Raw genomic sequence first — 22525 nt, forward strand, 5'->3', positions numbered from 1 at the left:
AAGATGTAAAAATTTAATCGTTATGAAGAGATTACAGAGTATTTTAGAAATAAAGATTTATAAGTACAAATGAGATAATCTACTTACCCAATAAAGAAAAACTTTAGCGCTATGAATTCACCAGTTTATTTGAATGCACTTCGTGCTTTTGAAGCCAGTGCACGACACAAAAGTTTTTCTGCTGCAGCAAAAGAGTTAAATGTTACTCCGGCCGCAGTGGGGCAATTGGTACGTACACTCGAAGATTGGTTAGGCTTTCCGTTGTTTCATCGGCAAACTAACGGTAAAAATCGGCTGGTCGCTACTGAACTGGCTGAATCGGTTTTACCGGATATTCGTGCGGGTTTTGATAAGCTCACTTTGGCTTTAGAAAAATTAAAGCAAGATTCTCTATCAGGTGTGCTTAATATTGCGGTCAGTCCAGCATTTGCTGAAAAATGGCTATTACCAAGAATTGATCATTTTCAAAAACAATATCCAGATATTGATATTCGTTTAGACATTAACCTTAAAGCCGTAGATTTTTTAGAGCAAAAAGTCGATGTGGGTGTCAGATATGGTCAAGGACAATGGCAAGGTTTAGAAGCCGTTAAACTTATGGATGAAGAGGTTTATCCCGTATGTTCGCCTACATTTTTAAATGAACATTCATCGCTTTTAACGCCGAACGATCTAAAGAATATCACTTTAATTCATGATCTTTCGATGGAAAAACATCAACAATTTCCGGGGTGGCAATCTTGGCTAAAAAGTGTAGGTTTGAATGACATTAATATTAGCCGTGGTATGCAAATCAACAGTTCATCTGCAGTTTTACAGGCTGCAATGGAAGGACATGGTGTTGCGTTAGCGCGTAGTGTTATGGTGCAAAAAGATATACAAACCGGACGTTTGATACGATTATTTCCTCAAATTCACTTCTCATCGCCCTTTTCTTATTATTTGGTGTACCGACCACAATACGCAAATTTACCCAAAGTCAAAATCTGTCTAGATTGGTTTTTTGAAGAAATTCATCGAATATAAAATTAATCGTTAACCTGAAGTTAATAACTAACGAAGTAGGTTGATTGATCGAAATTCCATAAAGCGTTTTTATAGATTCAGAACAAAACTGCGATCTATAGGTAAGTACATGGAAGGATCAGTTCAGAATAAAGAACGATTATGGACAAAGCGGCGTCATGCCAAACAACTAAAACTAGAGATGGCAAACCAATATACCGATGGTGTGGTGATTCCAACTCAAGAAATTATTAAAGTTTTGGAAACCTTAATTACACCGGGTGACAAAGTTGTACTCGAAGGGAATAACCAAAAGCAGGCTGATTTTTTATCGCGCTCTTTGGCTCAAACCAATCCAGATATTTTGCATGATTTGCATATGATCATGCCAAGCGTAGGGCGTTCAGAACATCTTGATCTGTTTGAAAAAGGCATTGCGCGTAAACTCGATTTTTCTTTTGCTGGCCCACAAAGTTTGCGTATTAGTCAGTTAATTGAAGATGGTTTACTAGAGATTGGTGCGATTCATACCTATATCGAACTATATTCACGTTTGGTAGTCGACCTCATTCCAAATGTGGTGCTCTCAGCGGGCTTTATGGCAGACCGTCAAGGCAATATCTATACAGGCCCAAGTACCGAAGACTCTCCAGCCCTTATTGAACCTGCTGCTTTTAGTGACGGTATCGTGATTGTTCAGGTCAATGAACTGGTCGATGACGTCTCAGAGTTACCCCGTGTCGATATTCCTGCCTCTTGGGTGGATTATGTGGTGGTCGCAGATCAGCCATTTTATATCGAACCGTTATTTACTCGAGACCCGAAACATATCAAGCCAGTGCATGTGCTCATGGCGATGATGGCAATTCGCGGAATTTATGAAAAGCATAATGTACAATCGTTAAATCATGGCATTGGTTTTAACACTGCGGCGATTGAACTGATTTTACCGACCTATGGTGAATCTTTAGGTTTAAAAGGAAAAATCTGCCGAAACTGGACTCTGAATCCACATCCAACCTTAATTCCTGCGATTGAAACAGGTTGGGTTGAAAGCGTGCATTGTTTTGGTACCGAACTCGGTATGGAGAAATATGTTGCAGCTCGTCCTGATGTGTTCTTTACAGGTCGTGATGGCGCTTTACGTTCCAACCGTATGATGTGTCAGCTTGCAGGTCAGTACGCCGTTGACTTGTTTATTGGCGCAACTTTGCAAGTTGATGGAATGGGGCATTCTTCAACTGTCACCAAAGGACGTTTAGCTGGTTTTGGTGGAGCGCCAAACATGGGGCATGATCCGCGTGGACGTCGTCACGATACGCCAGCATGGTTAGATATGCGTTTGCAAGGTGCCAGTGAAACAGAGACCTATTTGGCACGTGGTAAAAAGTTAGTTGTTCAAATGGTGGAAACCTTCCAAGAGGGTGGTAAGCCAACTTTTGTAGAACGTCTTGATGCGATTGATGTGGCTAAAACAGCAGGCCTACCTTTAGCACCGATCATGATTTATGGCGATGATGTGACCCATTTACTCACCGAAGAAGGCATTGCTTATCTATATAAAGCAAGCAGCCAAGAAGAACGTCAAGCTATGATTGCTGCGGTAGCAGGTGTGACCAGTATTGGTTTAACTCAAGACCCTAAAACAACAGCACGCTTAAGAAGCGAAGGCTTGGTGGTATTCCCTGAAGATTTAGGTATTCGGCGCACCGATGCAACACGTGAACTTTTAGCTGCAAAAAATATTGCCGACTTGGTGACATGGTCAGATGGCTTATATCAACCCCCTGCAAAATTCAGGAGTTGGTAATGATGGCACAAGTTCAATATCAAACGCTCAGCGATAGTCAGCTTTTGGCAGATATGGCGGTCGAAGCGTTAATTGATGAAGTGAATCTAACGCCGAAGCCCGCCTTGGTTGATCGCCGTGGCAGTGGTGCACACAACGACCTGACTTTGGAATTAATGGAGCGCTCTGCAAAAAGTTTAAGGCCAATGTTTGAGGCAATGGCCCAAGCAGCCATACATCACGGAAAAGTCTGTTTAGCCTTACGTGAAGGTATTGGAGAAATTGGCCGCCAAGGTGAAAAGACCATGATGTTGGCAACAAATGGCGTAAATACACACCGCGGTGCAATTTGGGCCTTGGGTTTAATGGTTACGGCAGCAGCATTGTCGCGCACGAATCAACAGTACTTATCGGCTGTTGAGTTATGCCAGTTAGCGGGCCAGATTGCCCAGCTTGAAGATCGCTTTATTCCGAAGCAGGCTTTAAGCCATGGTCAACAAGTACAGAAAAAATTAGGCATCTTAGGTGCGAAAGAACAGGCACGACAAGGTTTTCCAACTATTGTGAATTTTGGTTTAAAGCAGCTTTACCAAAGTCGTAGTAAACCTATGAAAGAAGAGTTCGCTCGCTTAGATGCCTTACTTGCCATGATGACCGATCTGAACGATACATGTGTGCTTTATCGATCTGGAACAAATGGTTTAAAGCGTATGCAACAAGGTGCTCAGCAAGTTCTCGATTTGGGCGGTAGCTCAAGCTTGGAAGGTCGACGTGCTTTACATCTTTTAGAGATTGATCTGCTTCGGATGAAAGCTTCTGCTGGTGGTGGTGCAGATTTGTTGGCAGCAACCTTGTTTATAGATCGTGCTCAGCAGTCATCTTTAAAAAATAAAGAGGGATTTTGATGATGGAAACACTTCATTTTGAATTTGTGGCGACAGAGCCACCTGTAAAAAAAGCATTGGTAGGATGTGTTGGCTCGGGCGATTTAGAAATTTTGATGGAACCTGGTGAAACAGGAAAAACTTCTATTCAGGTAGTAACTTCGGTAGATGGCAGTGCAGCACGTTGGCACAATCTTTTTGAACGGATTTTTACCGCTCAAATACCACCAGCGGTCAATATTGATATTCATGACTTTGGTGCAACTCCCGGTGTCGTTCGCTTACGTCTGGAACAAGCATTAGAGGAGATTGCTCATGACTGATATTGAGAGCTTATTAAATAAACAAGATTTTATTGAACTCAGCGCAAGAGAACGTGCCAAAGCATTATTAGATGAAGGGACTTTTCGAGAGTTACTCGACCCATTTGCCCGTATTATGTCGCCTTGGCTCGTTAAGCAGAATATTGTGCCGCAAGCCGATGATGGTGTAGTGATTGCAAAGGGAACTATTCAAGAACAGCCAGTAGTTTTAATTTCTATTGAAGGTTTATTTCAAGGTGGCAGTTTAGGTGAGGTGGGTGGTGCCAAAATTGCGGGTGCCTTAGAACTTGCGGTTGAAGACAATCTTAAAGGCATTCCAACAGCTGCAATTTTATTGTTGGAAACGGGTGGCGTTCGCTTACAAGAAGCAAATCTAGGCTTGGCTGCAATTGCTGAAATTCAGGCTGGCATTGTGAACTTACGTCAGTATCAACCCGTCATTGCTGTAGTTGCAGGCAGTGTAGGGTGCTTCGGCGGTATGTCAATTGCGGCTGGCCTATGTAGCTACATTGTAATGACAAAAGAAGGACGTTTAGGCTTAAATGGCCCGCAAGTAATTGAACAAGAAGCTGGTGTACAAGAATATAACGCCAAAGATCGTCCATTTATATGGAGTATTGCTGGTGGTAATCAGCGTTACGCTAGTGGTTTGGCAGATGCTTATGTTGACGATGATCGCCAGAAAATTCGTGAGCAAGTCATCGATTATTTAACTCAAGGCGTGCCTCAGCAGCATCGTAGTTCAAATTATTCATTCTATTTAGTGAAGCTACAACAAGTCGATACTGCTGAGCAGATTACCCCAGCACAAGTTCAAGCTTTGTATCAAGGAGAGTAAGCATGAATATCGCCGTTGATACATTAAAAGCATCTACACGTGGTGTACATTGGTTTAAAGCATTTACACAGGGCTTTAAGACAGCTGAAGGTTTTCCAGCTTCGGTTTGGGTAGCTGATGGTCAGATTGACCAGCAAGCAGTACGTGTGATTGCCGTTGTTCAAGACAGCAATAATCTGTTCCCACGCGCGAGACAAGGTGAGGTTGGGCTACTGGAAGGCTGGAGTTTGGCAAAAGCAGTTGATGACGTGATTCAAGCCGATATTCATTCGGAAACTAAACGCGGCATTTTATGCTTGGTTGATGTGCCAAGTCAGGCCTATGGGCGCCGTGAAGAATTATTAGGTATTCATCAAGCTTTAGCAGGTGCAGTAGATAGTTATGCCAGAGCCAGATTGGTAGGTCATCCTATTGTGAGTTTATTGCTTGGTAAGTCGATGTCGGGTGCTTTCTTGGCGCATGGATACCAAGCCAATCGTATTATTGCCTTAAAAGATTCAGGTGTTATGGTGCATGCGATGGGTAAGGAATCTGCTGCACGCGTTACCTTGCGATCGGTTGATGAGTTAGAGCAATTGGCCTCAAGCATTCCTCCAATGGCCTATGACATTGAAAGTTATGCAACTCTAGGTTTGTTATCTGAACTGTTATCTGTTGAAAACCCTGAACAACCAACAACCGATGATCTTTTGTCAGCGAAGCAGGTGATCGCTCAAGCGTTTAAAGAAATTAATGCTGATCAATCGAGAGGATTGGAACAAAGACTTCACGGCCAAAACCGTCAGATGTCTAAAAAAGTCCGTGAATTATTGCGCGAGCAATGGTCATGAAACTTAATCTCGAAGCCCATGATTTACTGTGGGGCATGACGGTCGATTGCTTAGCCGATGATGCTCCATTTTGGGTGAAAGAGGTATTGCAACGAGGTGATCCTGTTGTAGTTCGACGGGCAATTACTCCTGTAGATCAGGTGGCTGTGGGTGTAAGAGGGCAATTTCGTCATCAACGCTATGCAGCTCAAATGCCACGATCTGCAATTAGCAGACAGCTTAAGCCAGAAGCGATGACTCGCGTGGATACGCAACAGTTTGAGCACTTGGCAGAACGTTTACAGACCATTTCCAGCATCATGAAAAACTTTTCAGGATGTTGGGGATATACAGGAAGTTTCGGATTTGAACTGGCAACTGGTATTGAAACAGTAAGTCAGCAAAGTGACATAGATTTGTTGATTCGAGCTGAAAAACCTTTTGCCAAAATGCAGGCAATTGAGCTACTCGAAAATTTTCAGCAAGCAGGACTTAATGTGGATGTACAGCTACAACTTTCACAAGGTGGGTTGGCTTTAAAAGAATGGGTCAGGAATAGTGGAAAAGTTCTATTGAAACGTCCTGAGGGTGCTGTTTTAGTAGAAAACCCATGGAATTAGGGAAATAGATATCATGGCTTCAATTTGGGTATATCCGGGACAAGGTGTGCAACGAAGCAATATGCTGCACGACTTACCTCAAAACGCTCTGGTTAAAGAATACCTTGAGCGTGCATCGGATGCACTCAAAGAAGATGTCTTGATGTTAGATAGTCCGGCTGAATTGCAATCGACACGTGCAGTACAGCTTTGTTTACTGATTTCAGGTGTGGTGAGTTCAGCTTTATTAACAGCGGAAAACTTAACACCTGACTATGTGGCTGGTCTATCAATTGGTGCATGGTCGGCTGCGGTTGTAGCAGAAGTTTTAGCCTTTGAGGATGCCGTTCGTTTGGTTGCCTATCGAGGTGAACTTATGCAAAACGCTTACCCCGCTGGATATGGCATGACAGCTCTGATTGGTACAGATCGTTCAGCTGTCGATGCATGGGTCAAACAGATTTATGAAATAACGCCAAAGGTTTTTGTCGCAAATATTAATGCACATAACCAGATCGTTATTTCAGGAAGCTTTGAAGCCATGAACCAAGTTGCTGTTTTGGCAAAGCAACAAGGCGTGGTGGCAAAAAAATTAGATGTATCGGTACCATCGCACTGTGAATTATTAAGCCAGCAAGCAAAGCAACTTGCAGCATCTATGGAGGGAGTGACTTTAAAGCAGCCTAAAATACGTTATTTAAGTGGAACAACGGCTCGTACGCTTGGCAGGCCAGAACAAATTGGTGATGACTTGGCTTTTAATATGAGTCGAACTGTAGATTGGGAAAGCACCATCCAAGCTGCATGGGAGCGAGGTGTAAGGTTACAGATAGAAGCTTTGCCGGGAACGGTACTTACTACACTTGCACGTCGAACGTTTAAAGAAGGAACTGTATTGTCATTTCAGGGAACACGTTTAGACAGCATTCAATTGGCAATGCAAAACGAAAATAATGCTTCTTTGTAATTACAATACAAATTAAAAATTGAGTAATAACCCAAGGATATGAGGGATTTACAATGATTATTTATGGAACAGCAATATTAGCGATCTGCCATTTATTAGGTGACTATCTTGGCAACACCTTAGGCATGGTATTAGGCGTTAAAGCCAATGTCGGTGGAGTGGCTATTTCGATGATTCTGTTAATCTTATCTAAAGAGTTATTGGCAAAAAAAGGTTACTTACCTCAAGTCACACAATTTGGCGTCTTGTATTGGTCAGGTATGTATATTCCGATCGTAGTTGCGATGTCAGCAGGTCAAAATGTGGTTGCCGCTTTATCAGGGGGCATGTTAGGACTGATTGTCTCTATTGCATCGTTAATCGGTACGGTTTTAGTCATCCGTTATTTAAATAGAATTAGTGGCGACTATGAAACCTATGAATGGACGATAGAATCCAAAGAAAAAATAGCCTAAGCAAACATAAACTACAAAAAGTTCAATCAAAAAGGATTTAAATGATGGACGCTATAATTGCTGTGTTATCAAAAAATGCATTAGTTACTGCTCTTGCAGTAACGGGTTTAATGATGTTCGTTTCCCATCTACTCTCAAAATATTTGACGAAAGGGAAACTACAAAGTTCTGCAATTGCGATTACTTTAGGTTTGGTTGTTGCTTACTTTGCAGGAGTTTATACGCAAGGAACCAAAGGTGTTTCGGACATCGCTATTTTTTCTGGTTTTGCGCTGTTGGGCGGAGCCATGATTCGTGATTTAGCTATCGCTTCAACTGCATTTGAAGTTGATGTGAAAGAAGTGAAGAAAGCAGGCAAAATTGGTCTAATTGCATTAATGCTTGGTTGTGTTGTGCCTTTTGCAATTGGAGTTTTGGTTGCATGGAGCATGGGCTATCGAGATCCCATTTCGATGACAACGATCGGTGCAGGCGCAATGACTTATATTGTCGGTCCAATTACAGGAACCGCAATTGGCGCGAGCTCTGATGTGATCGCACTTTCTATTGCAATTGGGTTAATCAAGTCAGTTTTCTTTATGGTCGGTACGCCGCTGCTTGCTAAATTCATGTACTTAAAAAGTCCACGCTCAGCGATGGTATTTGGCGGTTTAGCAGGAACAACCAGTGGTACAGCTGCTGGATTGGCAGGTACAGATGTACGATTGGTACCTTATGGCGCTTTAGTTGCAACCTTCTATACAGGACTAGGTTGCTTACTTGGACCTTCTGTATTTTTCTTAACGGTTAATGCGATTTTTGGATAAATTTTTGAAAATCCTATAACGGCAACTCATTATTCTTTAATAAGTTGCCGATATTTATCTTTTAAAATTAGTGGCGAACATGCGACATTCAGCAATCAGAGCAAGTAAGTTTGGGTCTCGTTCTTTGCTTTTTAGAAAGACCAAACCGATTTCTTGCTGCATATGATATTGCTGTTTTAGCGGAATGAGTTTGACTGAGCTTTCATAAACTGCAGAAATACGACCGGGTAGTAGAGCAAAACCGACACCTGAGCTGACCATACTAATTAAGGTAAAAATATCATTGACCTGTAAAGCAACTTTTGGTGAAAAACCTGCTTTTTTAAAAATAATGTCGCTGTCGTTATGAGTTGCAAAACCCTTAGTTAAAGTTAAAAAAGTTTCTTCTTTTAAAAGGCTTAAATCAATATCTTTAAAATCGGCATATTTTGAATCTTTATTGACGGCCAAAAAAATGTCATCTGAAAACATCGGCAAAATTTCAAAGTCATCATCTTGAGTGGTTTCATTTAAAGCCACGATAATGGCATCCAGCTCAGTTGCTTTAAGTTTTTTCACCAAATCCTGATTCGAGCTCAGCAACAGTTGAATATCAAGCTCACTGCGTCTGATTTTAAGGCCGCTAATCACATTTGGAATCGTATTTACAGTTAAAGAATAAAGAGAACCTAAATGTAAAACCTTGGCTGCAAAGCCTGCGGCTTCTCTGGTTTTATTTACGGTAATAAAAATGTCTTGTACGATTTTTTGTGCCCGTTCTTCAAAGACATAAGCACTTTTTAAAGGAATGAGGTTACGGCCTTCATTTTTAAAAAGAGGGCAACGTAAAGCACTTTCTAAAGAATGTAAGGCTTTATGAACACTGACATTACTCAACTGCATTTCTGTGGCTGTTTTAGACAAATTTCCACAGCGCATGAAAGCTAAAAAAATCTGTATTTTTTTCAGGGTGAGTTCTTCATCAATTTCCATATTAATCCTTTGAACCTGTTTCCCTAAAAACTATAGATTTGAGCTATAAAGTTACCACAAAATAAAGTCTATAAAATTGTGCTTAGGTCGAAGCTTTTTTTTAGAGACTTGCTTCAACTCTTTGTTGAATGGTTTTGATAACCTGATCTAATGCGCTTTGAATTTTAGTGTCCCATTCAAAAGAGCAATTGATTCTCAAATAATGCTGCTGTGCGGGTAAAACACTAAACAAAGGGCTTGGCGCAACACCAATGTCTTGCTGAATCAATTCTTCATAAACTTGCATACTGTCTAGCGCACTAGGAAGTTTGACCCATAGAAAATAGCCACTCGGGTAGTAATACACTTCGCAAGAGCTAGGTAAATGCTGCTTTAAATAGTGATAAAACTGCTTTTTATAACGCTCAAGTGAAAGTCTAAGTGTACGCAAATGCTTTTCATAATGATGATGTGACAAAAATTCGACTAATGCATTTTGAATGAGTGCATTGACTGAAATGGTACTCATGAGTTGCAAGTGTTGAATATGGTCTGAAAATTTACCCGCATAGACCCAACCGACCCGAAAACCAGCACCTAATGTTTTAGAAAAAGACGAGCAGTGAAGCACCAGATTTTGTTGATCAAAATACTTCATTGAAAGTGGTTTTTGGCCGCCATAAAAAAGTTCTTCATAGACATCATCTTCAATCAAATAAATTTGGTGTTCGTGAAGCAGTTTGGCAATTTTATATTTAATGTCATCACTGACAGTAAAACCAATCGGATTATGGGCATTCAGCATGAGCCAACAGACCTTGATTGGATATGTTTGAATAACCTGTTCAAAAGCCTCTAAGTCAAAACCATGTTGAGGATGTTCAGGAATGGTAATCACTTTAAGCCCTAAACGCTCGGCGGCTTGCCAAGCGCCATAAAACACGGTTTGCTGTAATAAAATATAATCGCCGGGTTGAGCAACGGCTTGCAGCGAAAGGTTTAATGCGTCTAAACCTCCCGATGTAATGACAATGTCATCTGGGTCAGTTTGTATGCCTTGCATACAGTAGCGCTGAGCAATCAGCTTTCTTAAGGCTAAATTACCTGGTGGTAGACTTGTGGTTTGGTCATAACTTTGTCTTTGCCGCGCAAGCTGTCCCATAATTTGAATGAGTTTGGGAGCTGTTAAAAGCTGACTGTCTGGAAAAGCTGAACCAAAAGGTACGACAGATTCATGTTGAATTGACTTAAGATATTTAAAAACTAAGGAATTAATTTCAATTTTAGAGTTCAGTGAAACAACTGAATATTGTTCGAGTGGCTTTAGTGCAATTTGCTCGGCAACAAAGTACCCAGATTTTTCTTTTGAATAGATCAGACCTTGTGATTCAAGCTCCTGATAAGCATTCATTACGGTCATTAAACTAAAGCCAGAGCGTTGTACCTGATCTCTCAATGACGGTAATTTTTCATGTGCATTTAAAGTGCCGCTCTCAATGAGTTGGCGAATGCTATGAGCGAGTTGTTCTGATTTATACATGTATGAGCTGCACGAAATAACAAAATGAAAGAAGCACTTAATCAATAATAAATGCCGTTTGCAGAATCTACAAACGGCATTTGTTTAGAACAATAGATTTACTTTAAGTAAGGGGCTGCATAAATCAAGATAACTTTAAACAATCCCGCAATCACAGCTAAGGCTAAAAAACCACCGATCCATAGCAGAATAAACCATTGGGTTTGATTGAGTTTAACGGATGACTTTTTCATAAAACCCTCCATACTTAATGATAGCCTTCGTCACCTACACGAACTTTGTCTCTAAATACCCAATAAGACACAATGGTGTAAGCAATAATGATTGGAATCAAAATAAGTGCACCAACCAAAGCAAACATTTGGCTTGAATGTGGTGCTGCGGCCTGCCAAATTGTGACTGATGGCGGAATAATATATGGCCATAAACTAATTACGAATCCAGTAAATGCAAGGAAAACGAGGGCCAATGTATATGCAAATGGTTTGAGGTCGTGATCTTGCTTTTTACATGCCGATAAAATCAGGCCAACAAATAACAAGACCAAAATAGGTACAGGACTAAAATAAAACAGGTTTGGTAAAGAGAACCAGCGATCTGCAATTTCAGGATGAGTCAACGGCGTATATAAACTCACACCACCAAAAATAATGAGCAGTGCAATGATCAGCTTTGGCATAAGCTCATACATACGTTGCTGCAAACCTTTTTCGGTTTTTAAAATTAGCCATCCACAGCCTAAAGTGGCATACATGGCAACTACGCCAATACCTGTAAAGATGGTAAACGGGGAAAGCCAATCAAAAGACCCACCAGCAAAAATACCTTTTTCGGTCTTGATTCCTTGAATATAAGCACCCAAAATAATCCCTTGAAGGAAGCTCGTTAAAACTGAACCCCAAATGAAAGCCAAGTCCCAAAGGTGTTTGGTTCGATGAGCTTTAAAACGGAATTCAAAAGCAACTCCACGGAAAATCAAGGCAATGACCATGAAAATGATAGGCAGGTAGAGTGCTGATAAAACTGTTGAATAGACCAGTGGAAATGCTGCATATAGACCAGCACCTCCGAGTACCATCCACGTTTCGTTACCATCCCAGACAGGGGCGACGGTATTCATCATCACATCACGTTCTTGGCTGTTCTTAATGAAGGGGAACATGATCCCGATTCCTAAGTCAAAACCATCCATGACCACATAAATCATGACACCTAAACCGATAATACCGACCCATATTAAAGAAAGATCAATCATGACGGTTCTCCCCAGATTTTTGGTTGCTGTCAATATTTTCATCAACTGCACTGAGTGGGCGCATTGGTGTTTTAAAGTGTCCAACACCACCAGATTCGATATTTGGTGTATCGATAAATGATGGGCCTTTATTAATGAGTTTTAAGGTGTAGTAAATACCGCTACCAAATACGATGGTATAGACCACCACAAAAATAAACAGGCTCAGTCCGACCTGATCTGCGGAAACCGTATGTGAAAGTCCATCTTTAGTTCGCATAATGCCGTATACAACCCACGGCTGACGGCCAACCTCAGTAGTTACCCAACCTGCAAGCATAGCGACATAACCAGATGGTCCCATCACCAATGCAAATTTATGGAACCACGAAGTTTCATAGAGTTTTCCACGCTTACGTAACCAAAGTGCAATGAGTGACAAAGTGACCATGAGTACACCAAGACCCACCATCACACGGAAGCTCCAGAAAACAATCGTTGAATTTGGACGATCTTCAGGTGCGAAATCTTTTAAGCCTGTCACTTGGCCATCTAAGCTATGCGTTAAAATTAAGCTACCCAAATAAGGAACACCCACTTCGAAGTGGTTACGTTCTTCTTTCATATCTGGAATTGCAAATAGCAATAATGGCATAGGTTCATTGTGATTGGTTTCCCAGTGACCTTCCATTGCGGCAAGTTTGGCTGGTTGATGTTCACGGGTGTTTAAACCATGGTTATCACCAATTACTACTTGTAAACATGAAGTCACAAGCACCATCCAGAGACCCATCGAGAATGATTTTTTCACCAATTCATCACGACGGCCTTTTACTAAATGCCATGCAGATGTTCCTACGACCAATAAAGATGAAACCAAGAAGGCGGCTGCACCCATGTGGGCAAAGCGGTAAGGGAAGGATGGGTTAAAGACAATTGCAAACCAGTCTTTTGGCACAATAATGCCATTTTCGATGGCAAAGCCTTGAGGTGTCTGCATCCAACTATTAGAAGATAGAATCCAGAACATGGAAATACATGTTCCGATGGCCACCATAAGTGTTGCGAAGAAATGGGCTCGAGGACCAACACGTCCCCAACCAAATAACATAATGCCTAAGAAACCTGCTTCTAAGAAGAAGGCACTTAACACTTCATAGGTAAGTAAAGGACCAGTAATACTTCCTGCAACGCGTGAAAATTCACTCCAGTTAGTACCGAACTGGTAGCTCATTACGACACCGGAAACAACTCCCATACCAAACGCAACAGCAAAGATCTTAATCCAGTATTTAAATAGATCTTTATAAATTGGGTTTTGCGTTCTTAACCATTTCCATTCTAAAACTGCCAAAAAGCAGGCAAGACCGATGGAAGTGGCCGGAAAAATAATATGGAAGGATACTGTGAAAGCAAATTGTATTCGCGCTAATTCTAGAGCGGTTAGACCGAGGCTCATAAACTTTCCCCCTGTGAACTAGCTGATGATGATTAAATGAGTTAAATACTTATTTTCAGGCAAAAAAGTACTCTGGCGATTAAACTTACTTCTGTGATAAATGTTCTTAGCAAGTAAAATGCCAACAGGGTAAAGCAATATAATTGCTTGATATTTCAATAGAATAGTGCGATTGATTGTTTTCAATCTGTTAGCAAAGTTTATGCTTGATGTTGCATTTGTAAAAATGCATGTTGCATTGAAACATTGATGAAATATCTGGCGATATGCAATAGATCGTCTCATGAAAACTACCTACCTTAAGAAGTTTTCTTAATCATGCACTCGCTCTATTTGTATATGTAGATACAGAAATTTTTTATAAAACTATAACAGTTCAGTGTTGTTTCGAGGGGGTGCTATAGTTTTTTTTCGATCATCTGTAGCTATATATTCAGTCCTCTAAAGTTCACAATAAAAATGAACAGGATTTACCGTCGACCTAAACCAACCTTCAAGACTCAATGTGAACGCTGCTTTAGATTTTTTTTAAAGCACATGATTATGTTCTTCTTTTCTATTTCCATTGTTGTTTTGTGTAGGGTCCGGTTGCTGCGTGTTTCTTAAAGACCTGAGTATAAGTGTAGCGCTTCTAAAATAGCTTGGATGTTAAAAAATGTTTATTACTTCTCAACTGAATGTTCTACATAAAATTATTAAAAATCAATCTATTTCTACCTTGGTAATAGATCAGTTAGAACAGACGTATGTGAACCTTGAAGCAACCTTACTTAGAGCGAAAGTACTCAGAGACTTTTCTAAATCTGAAACAGTATATTTAATTCAATCTCATATTGAGGCACAGCAAAGTAGTGTGGCCTATCTATTTTCACCATTTATTTTTGCTAACTTAAACAAGGCCGCTATTTATACAACGCCTGCAACTGCGCCTGTGCTTTCTATTCTTAATAAATATTACCAAGCTGAAAAAAAAGCCTTATTCAAAGTAGATGATGTTTTAGACAGCTTAAAAATTTATATCGACTTGGAGCTGGCGGAGCTTAATGAAGTTGAATTTATCTATTTAAGCCTCATCAAGGCACTATGCCGAAGTGATCTCTCTACAGTGTTTTTAATTACGAGTTTAGACATAGATATCGAGCATTTAGAAGCACTGGAGCAATTTTTAAAGGTCAAAATTTATTGGATTAAAACGACAAAAGATGATGACTTGAAAAACCTAAATGGCTTAGAAATGCGGAAATTATTATTCAAAAATAAAGATAAAACTTATGTCAAATTATGCGCGAAATTTGCTCAAATGAATGCTGAATTGGTAGGACTCTGTGACACTTTTACGACGCCTCAAATGACACATTTAATTGATGATATGTTTTATTCAGAGCATATTTTTGAAAAATTATCTGTCTATTCAGAATATATACAAACCTTATTGCAAAGCCAGCAGAGCATTAGACAAAAAGAGTTATCTTAGGGCTTGAGAAATGGGCTTTTTATGTTTGTGTTTGGGTTCTTATATAAAGAATGAATACAGTTATAAAAAAATAATCGTTTTCATGTGAAATAAATATTTTATGGTAAAAGCAAAGCAATATTGGTTTTACTTACATGACAAATTTAAATTTTGAGCATCATCTCGGTTCACTAACGCATGCAGCACTTAGTCAGGCTTCAATTATTTCTCGCGTGTGGGGTGAAGGGCCAACTGAGCGTTATGATGAATTGGCAAAAAATTTCAGACCAACTTTTGCCCGCATTAAAGAAGGGGCTTTAATCCGTGAGCAACAGCATATTTTGCCGTATGAACAACTTCAGTGGCTCAAAGATATTGGTTTTACACGGTTAAGACTTCCCAAAGCTCATGGTGGCTTTGATGCAACCATTCCTGAACTATTTGCATTACTCGTTGAACTTGCAGAAGCTGACTCAAACTTACCGCAAGCTTTGCGTGTGCATTTTGGTTTCACTGAAGATGTGTTGGTGAGTAAAGACAAAGCGTTTCAACAGCGTTGGCTTAGCCGAATTGCAAATGGGGAAACAGTCGGTAGTGCATGGTCTGAAGGCGGGAAAGAGTCAATTGATCAGTTCGAAACTCATTTGTATCGAGACAGTGAAGGAAAAATTCGCGTTAAAGGGAAAAAATATTACACCACAGGGAGTCTATATGCAGACTGGGTGGACGTTGGTGTAACAGATTTAAAGGGTGAATCTGGCTCGGTCGTTGTTCGCCGAGAAGATGAAGGTGTTGAAATTGTTGATGACTGGAATGGCTATGGTCAGCAACTCACCGCGAGTGGTACAGCATATTTCAATGATGTATTGGTCGATGAAACTGAAATTTTACCTGACGATGACCGTTTTAAATATTCGGCTGCTTACTATCAACTGGTCCAAATGGCAATCATTACAGGTCTAGGACGTGCTGCAACCTATGATGTTTCTCAAGCTGTTGCTAAACGTACCCGAAACTACACGCATGCAAATGCTCAATTTGTAAAACAGGATCCGCAAATTTTACAAGTAGTAGGTCAAATCCGTGGTGCAGCTTACAGTGCAGGGGCGATTGTTGAAAAAGTCGCACAAAGCTTACAACGTGCTTACTTGGCTGCATTTCAAAATAATGAGCAGCTTGAAGAAGAGCAAAATGCACTTGCCGAACTTGAAAGTGCACAGTCTCAAACGGTCATTACCGATCTAATTTTAAATGCTTCTACAATTTTATTTGACGCTTTAGGTGCTTCTGCAACAGACAAAGATTTAGGCCTAGATCGATACTGGCGTAATGTACGAACTTTATCTTCACATAACCCGAGAGTATTTAAAAATAGAATTGTAGGTGATTTTAGTGTGAACGGCACATTACCTCCGTATCAATGGCGAATAGGGAATGTTGCTAAACAATAAATTATAGTTTTAGATATTAAGCTGCTGCTTTTAGCGGCTTAATATTATTTTGATTGTTTAAATTAAATTTTAAAAATCTATTAGAATAAAATCATATTTTGTTTGGGATTTATATTATAAAGAAAACCTAAAAATTGCTTTAGTATAAAAATAAATAAAATGCTGGCGAATATTTTATGACTAAGAAAATTAGTTTTAATGCTTTTGAAATGAATTGTATTGCCCACCAATCTCCTGGATTATGGCGACATCCTCAAGATCGATCTGTTGAATATAAAGATTTAGAATATTGGACAGATTTAGCACAAATTCTTGAGCGTGGTTTTTTTGACGGTATTTTTATTGCAGATGTGCTTGGTATTTATGACGTTTATCATCAAAGTGCTGAACATGCCTTAACAGGTGCAGTACAAGTTCCAGTCAATGATCCGCTACAGATCGTGCCTGCGATGGCAGCAGTCACAAAGCACTTGGGTTTTGGTATCACGACTTCTATTTCCTTTGAACACCCTTATCCTTTTGCTAGACGTATTAGCACGTTAGACCATTTAACCAAAGGGCGAGTTGGTTGGAATATCGTGACGTCTTATTTGGAAAGTGGTTCGAAAAACTTAGGTCTAAAAACTCAGGTTAATCATGATAATCGATATGATATTGCTGATGAATACTTAGAAGTTCTTTACAAACTTTGGGAAGGTTCTTGGGAAGAAGGTTCGGTACTCCGTGACCGTGAAAGCGGTATCTTTGCTGACCATAAAAAAGTGCATCCAATTCAGCACGAGGGTAAATACTTTACTGTACCGGGCATCCATATTTGTGAACCATCACCGCAAAGAACACCAGTACTTTACCAAGCAGGTGCTTCTTCACGCGGGCAGAAGTTTGCTAGTCAAAATGCGGAGTGCGTATTCATAGCGGCGCCGTCTAAAATTGCCACTAAAAAAGTGGTACAGGGTATTCGTCAAAAACTGGCTCAAGAAGGCCGCGACCCGTACTCTGTTAAAATTTATGCACTTTTGTCGATTGTCACTGATGAAACCGATGCAAAAGCGCAGGCTAAGTTTAAAGAATATCAAAGCTATGGAAGCTATGATGGTGCTTTAACCTTGCTGTCTGGCTGGTCAGGTGTAGATTTTTCACAATACCAGCCAACGGATAAAGTTGAATATATTCAAACCAATGCCATTCAATCTTTATTAGATTCTTATGTAAATGCGGACCCAGAACGTGTTTGGACCATTGAAGAAATTGCAAACTGGAACAGCTTAGGTGGGAATGGACCTGTGTTAGTGGGTTCGGCAGAAACCGTTTCGGATGCTTTACAGCAATGGGTTGAAGATACAGATGTCGATGGCTTTAACCTTGCCTATATTTTGGCGCATCAAACCTTTGCCGATGTGGTTGAATTTATTGTGCCAGAGTTGCAAAAACGAGGGGTATATCAAACCTCATATGCACAAGGAACATTAAGAGAAAAACTATTTGGTGCTGGGCCATATTTGCCTGAAAATCACCGCGGTGCAAAATATCGTAATCTAAAAGAGTTAAAACTTGCTGAGGCGAGTTAATATTTTAGAAAACCTTTAAATAAATAGCTGGTTAAATACCAGCTTTTATTTTGTGTTTTATATCGATTTTATTGCTGAGTTAATAATGAAAAGATAATTCTATAATTGAGATTAAAACATCAGATTAATTTGTTTTTGTATAGTGCGAATAATCATTATTTTGTTTCTGTGATTAAAATACAGGAATTATTAAGTGAGCACACAAGAACTCGATCATAACCATCGTTATGAAATTAAATCTCCCGATGATGTTTCACAATTAATTTCAAAATTTGCAGGGAAGGGTAAATCGAATAAAGTTATTTGGTTGGCACTAATTGGGGTGTTTATTGATGCCTATGATTTAACAACACTATCCTTTGGTATTGAGCAAGTTATCTCAGAGTTTTCTTTAAGCCCTGTGATGACTGGTGTGGTGGCTTCAGCAATTGTCTGCGGAACTATTGTTGGTAACCTGATTGGTGGTTGGCTGACAGATAAAATTGGCCGTTATCGGGTCTTCATGGCAGACATGGTGCTCTTTGTCATTGCGGCAATTGTCGCAGGCTTTGCACCAAATGTCTGGGTTTTGATTTTAGCCCGATTTATTATGGGAATTAGTGTTGGTATTGATCTGCCTGTTGCAATGTCATACTTATCTGAGTTTTCCAAGTTTAACGGTAGGAGCAACAAGGCAGCCCGTTTAGCTGCATGGTGCCCAATGTGGTACGCCGCTTCTTCGGTGTGTTTTGGTCTGGTTTTGGTGCTTTACTTTCTTTTACCTCCTGAGCATAGCAACTGGTTATGGCGAGCATCTTTAATTTTTGGAGCAGTGCCAGCGTTACTCATTATTTTTATTCGCGGTAAATATTTAACTGAGTCACCCATTTGGCTTGCAAATCAAGGCGATTTAAAAGGTGCAGCTAAAGTTCTACAAGAATCCTATGCAATTCATGCAGTTGCTACAGTTGAAAAAGTAGAAAGAACTGCTGAAAAGAAAAAGCGCGAGGGGTTTGCGGTTTTATTTAATAAAACCTATTTGCCAAGAACTATTGTGGCAATTGTGATTCACATTTCGGTGGCATTTCAGTACACGACCATTGCCTTCTTTTTACCTTCTATTTTAACGCGTTTTTTTCATACAGATGTCTTGACGACCATTACAACCACACTCGGACTTAATTTACTGTTTGCATTTACGGGCGGACTGTTAGGCGTATTTGTTGCTAGCAGATTTAAATCTCGTCATGTGTTGCTTACAGGCTTTTTACTCCAGTTTATAGCCCTCATTGCCTTGGCATTCATTGGTGAACCGGATAATAGCTTTTTACTCTACACCGCAATTGGCATGCTAGGTTTATGGCTTTTTGCCGAAGGCTTTGGGCCAGGGGCACAAATGATGGTTTATCCAACTATGGCTTATCCTGCTTCGATTCGTGGCGTTGGTGTTGGCTTTAACCGTGCAGTAACGGGTGTTGCTCAAGCAATTGCTTTGTTTGTTTTACCAATCTGGATGGCGGGATATAAAACTGATGTTTATCTGATTATTTCTATTTTTGCGTTTATTCCTTTAATTGTGATTGGACTACTGATTAAGTTTGAGCCTACCGCCCAAGATGTCGATGTTATCGATGAGGATAAAACAGAACTTCCTCTCAATAATTCACCAGTAATCGACTAGAGTAAAAATAAATATCTAGATAAAAATAAAGGCCAACATCTGTTGGCCTTTATTTTTAGAATTAGAAGTAATAAGCAAAAATCACAAATGCTTTTTTGTTCCATTTATCATTACTTCCACCAGCTGCAAGGCCTTCACTGTCTCCTAGATATGGATCGTGTTTACCCATCAGCAATTCAGCTTGTACCGTCAATTTTTGATAGTTAAAGGCAATGCCGGGAATAAAACGGGTGGAGTCTTTAAACCCGTCTTGTTCTTTTCGATAAGAACTATAGTTTAGATAAGGGCGAACAGAGGTAATTGGGCCAAATTGCTGAGGAAATAAATAGCTGAGCTCGGCTGAGTAAATCTGACCTTTGGTTGCGGAGTTAAATGAATAATCGAAACCGCCCAAAGTCAGATGATCTTTATATTCACTGTCGGCATTATCAATGTCTTGATAACCAGCCAAAAGCTGTAAATTCCATTGGTTATAATTGGTATTGCTAAAAACCGAATAAACTTGGCGATCGCCATCTTGCCCTGAACGTTTATTTTCAATGGTGGAGTACCATGCAGAGGCGCCCAGTTGGGTAGAGAAATTTTCTTGGCCTAAGACATTTTTAAAGGTATGAGCACCGCGAACAACAATGGAGTTCTTTTCTTTAGTATTGGTGCCTTGTGGTACTGAGTCATCCGCATTGACAGGGTTGATACTAAATCGACTCGAGTCTTTGCTTTTACCTCTATAGGTGCCACCATCAGTAGGATAAAAGGCGAGTTGTGCTTCATTGATTCCATCATTGAAATCATATTTCACCCCAAGGTTGTGTACATCTTCCCAACCGGCACTATTGGCAATGCCTAAATAATAAGTATTTCCCCAAAAGCGACCCAAGCCAAAAGGAACGGGGTTTAAGCCAGCAATAATTTTACTGTTGTCATTAATTTTATAACCCATCCATGCATCGGTGAGCCAATTGGCATCGCCTAAATGCCCGTAATATTCATAAACCCGATAATCTAAGCGGCCAATCCATTTCGGGGAGTTGTAATCTAGCCATAATACGGCGTCATTAAAAGAAAATTTACTGGCAGAGGGTTCAGAGTCAAAATCATAAACATATTTAGCCCGAACAGTACCACTTACTTTAAGCTGACCTTCTTCAGCATTGCCAAAGGTAAGCGCTGCATGACTTGAGAGGCTGAATGTAATTAAAGACGTTGTAATTAATGTTTTTTTCAAAATTTGAGAATGTTTAAACAAAAGAATTTTTCTCCTCTTAAAAATAAAAATTAAATTTGCGTCATGTATAAACCAGAAAAAGATTTATCCAAATCTTAATATTTGCAGAAGTTTTAAGATAAAAAGATAATAAAATCTGAACTTTATATAAAAGAGTAAAAATTAATTAGATGCAAACCTCTGGGTATAGAGATAAAAATAAAAATGACGAAATGAGTAGGATAAAATAATTAGAGTAGGTATGTCAGGTTTTTCTCATCATGTGTTTTTTGAATATCCTTTTTAATTATTGATATATAAGTATTTTAATTTTATGGCTAATCTGTAAGATTGGTTGATATTTGCTTTTTACCAAAAGATAAAAACTTATGAAGAAAAGTTATTTATAAAAACCAGATAAGCAACTCATATTTTTTTATTTTTCATTATAAGGCCAGCTGCATACCATGAGCTTATATTATTGAAAGATCATGAAATTATGAGCACGAAGACCAAACCGTTGATTATCACGGCAATTGTTATAGTCGCAATTGTTGCATTTATCGTATGGCAAAATAAAAAAGACAATAATACAAGTGCTTCAGTTCGTGACAACAAACCTGTTGTGATTGCTTATCAAACTGGGGTTGACCCAAGCAAAGTGGCGCAGGCGAATGGAGACTATGAAAAACATAGTCAACGTACTATTCAATGGAAAAAATTTGATGCGGGTTCAGATGTTGTCAATGCACTTGCTTCAGGTGATGTGGTACTTGGTAATATTGGTTCAAGCCCACTTGCTGCCGCGGCAAGCCGTAATTTACCGATTGAGGTATTCTTAATTACTTCAAAACTTGGTGCATCTGAAGCATTAGTAGTAAGTAATAAATCAGGTATTAAAACTCCTCAAGATTTAATTGGCAAAACCATTGCTGTACCATTTGTTTCAACCACGCATTACAGCCTTTTGTCTGCACTTAAACATTGGAACATTCCAGAAGACAAAGTAAAAATTATTAACTTGCGTCCACCTGAAATTTCGGCTGCTTGGGAACGTGGTGATATTGATGCTGCCTATGTGTGGGAACCTGCTTTAAGTAAAGCCAAAGCATCTGGTACGGTTTTAACCGACTCAAAACAAGTCGGTGAATGGGGTGCGCCTACTTATGACTTATGGGTTGTACGTAAAGATTTTGCAGAGAAAAATCCTGATTTTTTGAAAGCTTTTGTCCAAACCACACTTGAGCAACTCGAAAAATATAACCAAGACCCAGCCGCTTACGTTAAAGATGCTGATAACGTGCAAAAAATTGCGCAGCTCACAGGTTCTGATGCAAAAGATATCCCGCTTTTATTAAGTGGAAATATTTACCTTGACCACGCTCAGCAAAAACAAACGTTAGATGGTGAATTTGCGCAAAATATTTTTGATACAGCGAAATTCTTAAAAGGTCAGGGCAAAGTCGATCAACTGAAAGCCGATTATAAAGGCAATGTGAATTCTTCATTTTTGCAGCCTTAAGGAGTTGT

Annotated in this window: 21 protein-coding genes; 15 read left to right on the forward strand and 6 right to left on the reverse strand. The window is 39.7% G+C overall.

Annotated elements, in window-relative coordinates; all coding sequences use genetic code 11:
- Positions 1 to 111: 111 nt before the first annotated feature.
- The 10 genes from gcvA to madM all read left to right on the forward strand — a co-directional run bounded on the left by gcvA (position 112) and on the right by madM (position 8475).
- The gene (gcvA, locus tag ACTJJH_RS16600; protein WP_001087994.1) at positions 112 to 1026 is read left to right on the forward strand and encodes a transcriptional regulator GcvA; all 915 of its coding nucleotides are present in this window, start codon (positions 112 to 114) and stop codon (positions 1024 to 1026) included.
- 109 nt (positions 1027 to 1135) lie between these two features.
- Positions 1136 to 2815 carry a malonate decarboxylase subunit alpha gene (gene mdcA / locus ACTJJH_RS16605; protein WP_440601469.1) on the forward strand — a complete coding sequence of 560 codons (1680 nt, stop codon included), beginning with the start codon at positions 1136 to 1138 and terminating at the stop codon, positions 2813 to 2815.
- Positions 2815 to 3699: a triphosphoribosyl-dephospho-CoA synthase gene (locus ACTJJH_RS16610; RefSeq protein WP_440601470.1), complete on the forward strand. Its 885-nt coding sequence runs from the start codon at positions 2815 to 2817 to the stop codon at positions 3697 to 3699. The genes mdcA and ACTJJH_RS16610 overlap by 1 nt, the downstream gene beginning before the upstream one ends.
- Before the next feature lie 2 nt (positions 3700 to 3701).
- Positions 3702 to 4001: a malonate decarboxylase subunit delta gene (locus tag ACTJJH_RS16615; RefSeq protein ID WP_019458882.1), complete on the forward strand. Its 300-nt coding sequence runs from the start codon at positions 3702 to 3704 to the stop codon at positions 3999 to 4001.
- Positions 3994 to 4839 (forward strand): biotin-independent malonate decarboxylase subunit beta, encoded by an 846-nt coding sequence (locus ACTJJH_RS16620; RefSeq protein WP_032034693.1) that lies wholly within the window; start codon positions 3994 to 3996, stop codon positions 4837 to 4839. Before ACTJJH_RS16615 ends, ACTJJH_RS16620 begins: the two co-directional genes overlap by 8 nt.
- A gap of 2 nt (positions 4840 to 4841) precedes the next feature.
- Positions 4842 to 5669 carry a biotin-independent malonate decarboxylase subunit gamma gene (gene mdcE / locus ACTJJH_RS16625; protein ID WP_440601471.1) on the forward strand — a complete coding sequence of 276 codons (828 nt, stop codon included), beginning with the start codon at positions 4842 to 4844 and terminating at the stop codon, positions 5667 to 5669.
- A complete protein-coding gene (locus tag ACTJJH_RS16630; RefSeq protein WP_440601472.1) occupies positions 5660 to 6268 on the forward strand; it encodes a malonate decarboxylase holo-ACP synthase in 609 nt (202 codons plus the stop codon). Before mdcE ends, ACTJJH_RS16630 begins: the two co-directional genes overlap by 10 nt.
- A 13-nt stretch (positions 6269 to 6281) precedes the next feature.
- Positions 6282 to 7214 carry a malonate decarboxylase subunit epsilon gene (mdcH, locus tag ACTJJH_RS16635; protein WP_017481602.1) on the forward strand — a complete coding sequence of 311 codons (933 nt, stop codon included), beginning with the start codon at positions 6282 to 6284 and terminating at the stop codon, positions 7212 to 7214.
- 53 nt (positions 7215 to 7267) lie between these two features.
- Positions 7268 to 7669 carry a malonate transporter subunit MadL gene (gene madL / locus ACTJJH_RS16640; RefSeq protein ID WP_002114391.1) on the forward strand — a complete coding sequence of 134 codons (402 nt, stop codon included), beginning with the start codon at positions 7268 to 7270 and terminating at the stop codon, positions 7667 to 7669.
- 44 nt (positions 7670 to 7713) lie between these two features.
- Positions 7714 to 8475: a malonate transporter subunit MadM gene (gene madM / locus ACTJJH_RS16645; protein WP_000338775.1), complete on the forward strand. Its 762-nt coding sequence runs from the start codon at positions 7714 to 7716 to the stop codon at positions 8473 to 8475.
- A gap of 54 nt (positions 8476 to 8529) precedes the next feature.
- Here madM and ACTJJH_RS16650 read toward each other — a convergent pair whose 3' ends face one another.
- The 5 genes from ACTJJH_RS16650 to ACTJJH_RS16670 form a co-directional block, all read right to left on the reverse strand.
- Positions 8530 to 9447 (reverse strand): LysR family transcriptional regulator, encoded by a 918-nt coding sequence (locus tag ACTJJH_RS16650; protein WP_069140328.1) that lies wholly within the window; start codon positions 9445 to 9447, stop codon positions 8530 to 8532.
- Positions 9448 to 9547: 100 nt separating this feature from the next.
- Entirely contained in the window at positions 9548 to 10966 is a 1419-nt protein-coding gene (locus ACTJJH_RS16655; protein WP_440601473.1) for a PLP-dependent aminotransferase family protein, read from the reverse strand.
- Between the two features lie 98 nt (positions 10967 to 11064).
- A complete protein-coding gene (locus ACTJJH_RS16660; protein WP_005076466.1) occupies positions 11065 to 11199 on the reverse strand; it encodes a hypothetical protein in 135 nt (44 codons plus the stop codon).
- A gap of 14 nt (positions 11200 to 11213) precedes the next feature.
- Positions 11214 to 12221, reverse strand: coding sequence for a cytochrome d ubiquinol oxidase subunit II (gene cydB / locus ACTJJH_RS16665; RefSeq protein ID WP_440601474.1), 1008 nt, complete (start codon positions 12219 to 12221; stop codon positions 11214 to 11216).
- A complete protein-coding gene (locus ACTJJH_RS16670; protein WP_440601475.1) occupies positions 12214 to 13659 on the reverse strand; it encodes a cytochrome ubiquinol oxidase subunit I in 1446 nt (481 codons plus the stop codon). The genes cydB and ACTJJH_RS16670 overlap by 8 nt, the downstream gene beginning before the upstream one ends.
- 655 nt (positions 13660 to 14314) lie before the next feature.
- On the opposite strand from ACTJJH_RS16670, the gene ACTJJH_RS16675 reads away from it, so the two are divergent.
- From ACTJJH_RS16675 to ACTJJH_RS16690, 4 genes are all read left to right on the forward strand, one after another.
- Positions 14315 to 15133 carry a hypothetical protein gene (locus ACTJJH_RS16675; RefSeq protein ID WP_440601476.1) on the forward strand — a complete coding sequence of 273 codons (819 nt, stop codon included), beginning with the start codon at positions 14315 to 14317 and terminating at the stop codon, positions 15131 to 15133.
- A gap of 134 nt (positions 15134 to 15267) precedes the next feature.
- Positions 15268 to 16563: an acyl-CoA dehydrogenase family protein gene (locus ACTJJH_RS16680; protein ID WP_440601477.1), complete on the forward strand. Its 1296-nt coding sequence runs from the start codon at positions 15268 to 15270 to the stop codon at positions 16561 to 16563.
- Between the two features lie 176 nt (positions 16564 to 16739).
- The gene (locus ACTJJH_RS16685; RefSeq protein WP_440601478.1) at positions 16740 to 18131 is read left to right on the forward strand and encodes an LLM class flavin-dependent oxidoreductase; all 1392 of its coding nucleotides are present in this window, start codon (positions 16740 to 16742) and stop codon (positions 18129 to 18131) included.
- Positions 18132 to 18324: 193 nt separating this feature from the next.
- Positions 18325 to 19791 carry an MFS transporter gene (locus ACTJJH_RS16690; RefSeq protein WP_440601479.1) on the forward strand — a complete coding sequence of 489 codons (1467 nt, stop codon included), beginning with the start codon at positions 18325 to 18327 and terminating at the stop codon, positions 19789 to 19791.
- 61 nt (positions 19792 to 19852) lie between these two features.
- Here ACTJJH_RS16690 and ACTJJH_RS16695 read toward each other — a convergent pair whose 3' ends face one another.
- Positions 19853 to 21037, reverse strand: coding sequence for a hypothetical protein (locus ACTJJH_RS16695; RefSeq protein WP_440601480.1), 1185 nt, complete (start codon positions 21035 to 21037; stop codon positions 19853 to 19855).
- A gap of 439 nt (positions 21038 to 21476) precedes the next feature.
- On the opposite strand from ACTJJH_RS16695, the gene tauA reads away from it, so the two are divergent.
- Positions 21477 to 22517, forward strand: a complete 1041-nt coding sequence (gene tauA / locus ACTJJH_RS16700) for a taurine ABC transporter substrate-binding protein (RefSeq protein ID WP_000651495.1) — start codon at positions 21477 to 21479, stop codon at positions 22515 to 22517.
- Positions 22518 to 22525 lie beyond the last annotated feature (8 nt).

It is taken from the genome of Acinetobacter sp. 22301, from assembly GCF_052045285.1.
Taxonomy (GTDB): Bacteria; Pseudomonadota; Gammaproteobacteria; order Pseudomonadales; family Moraxellaceae; genus Acinetobacter; species Acinetobacter pittii.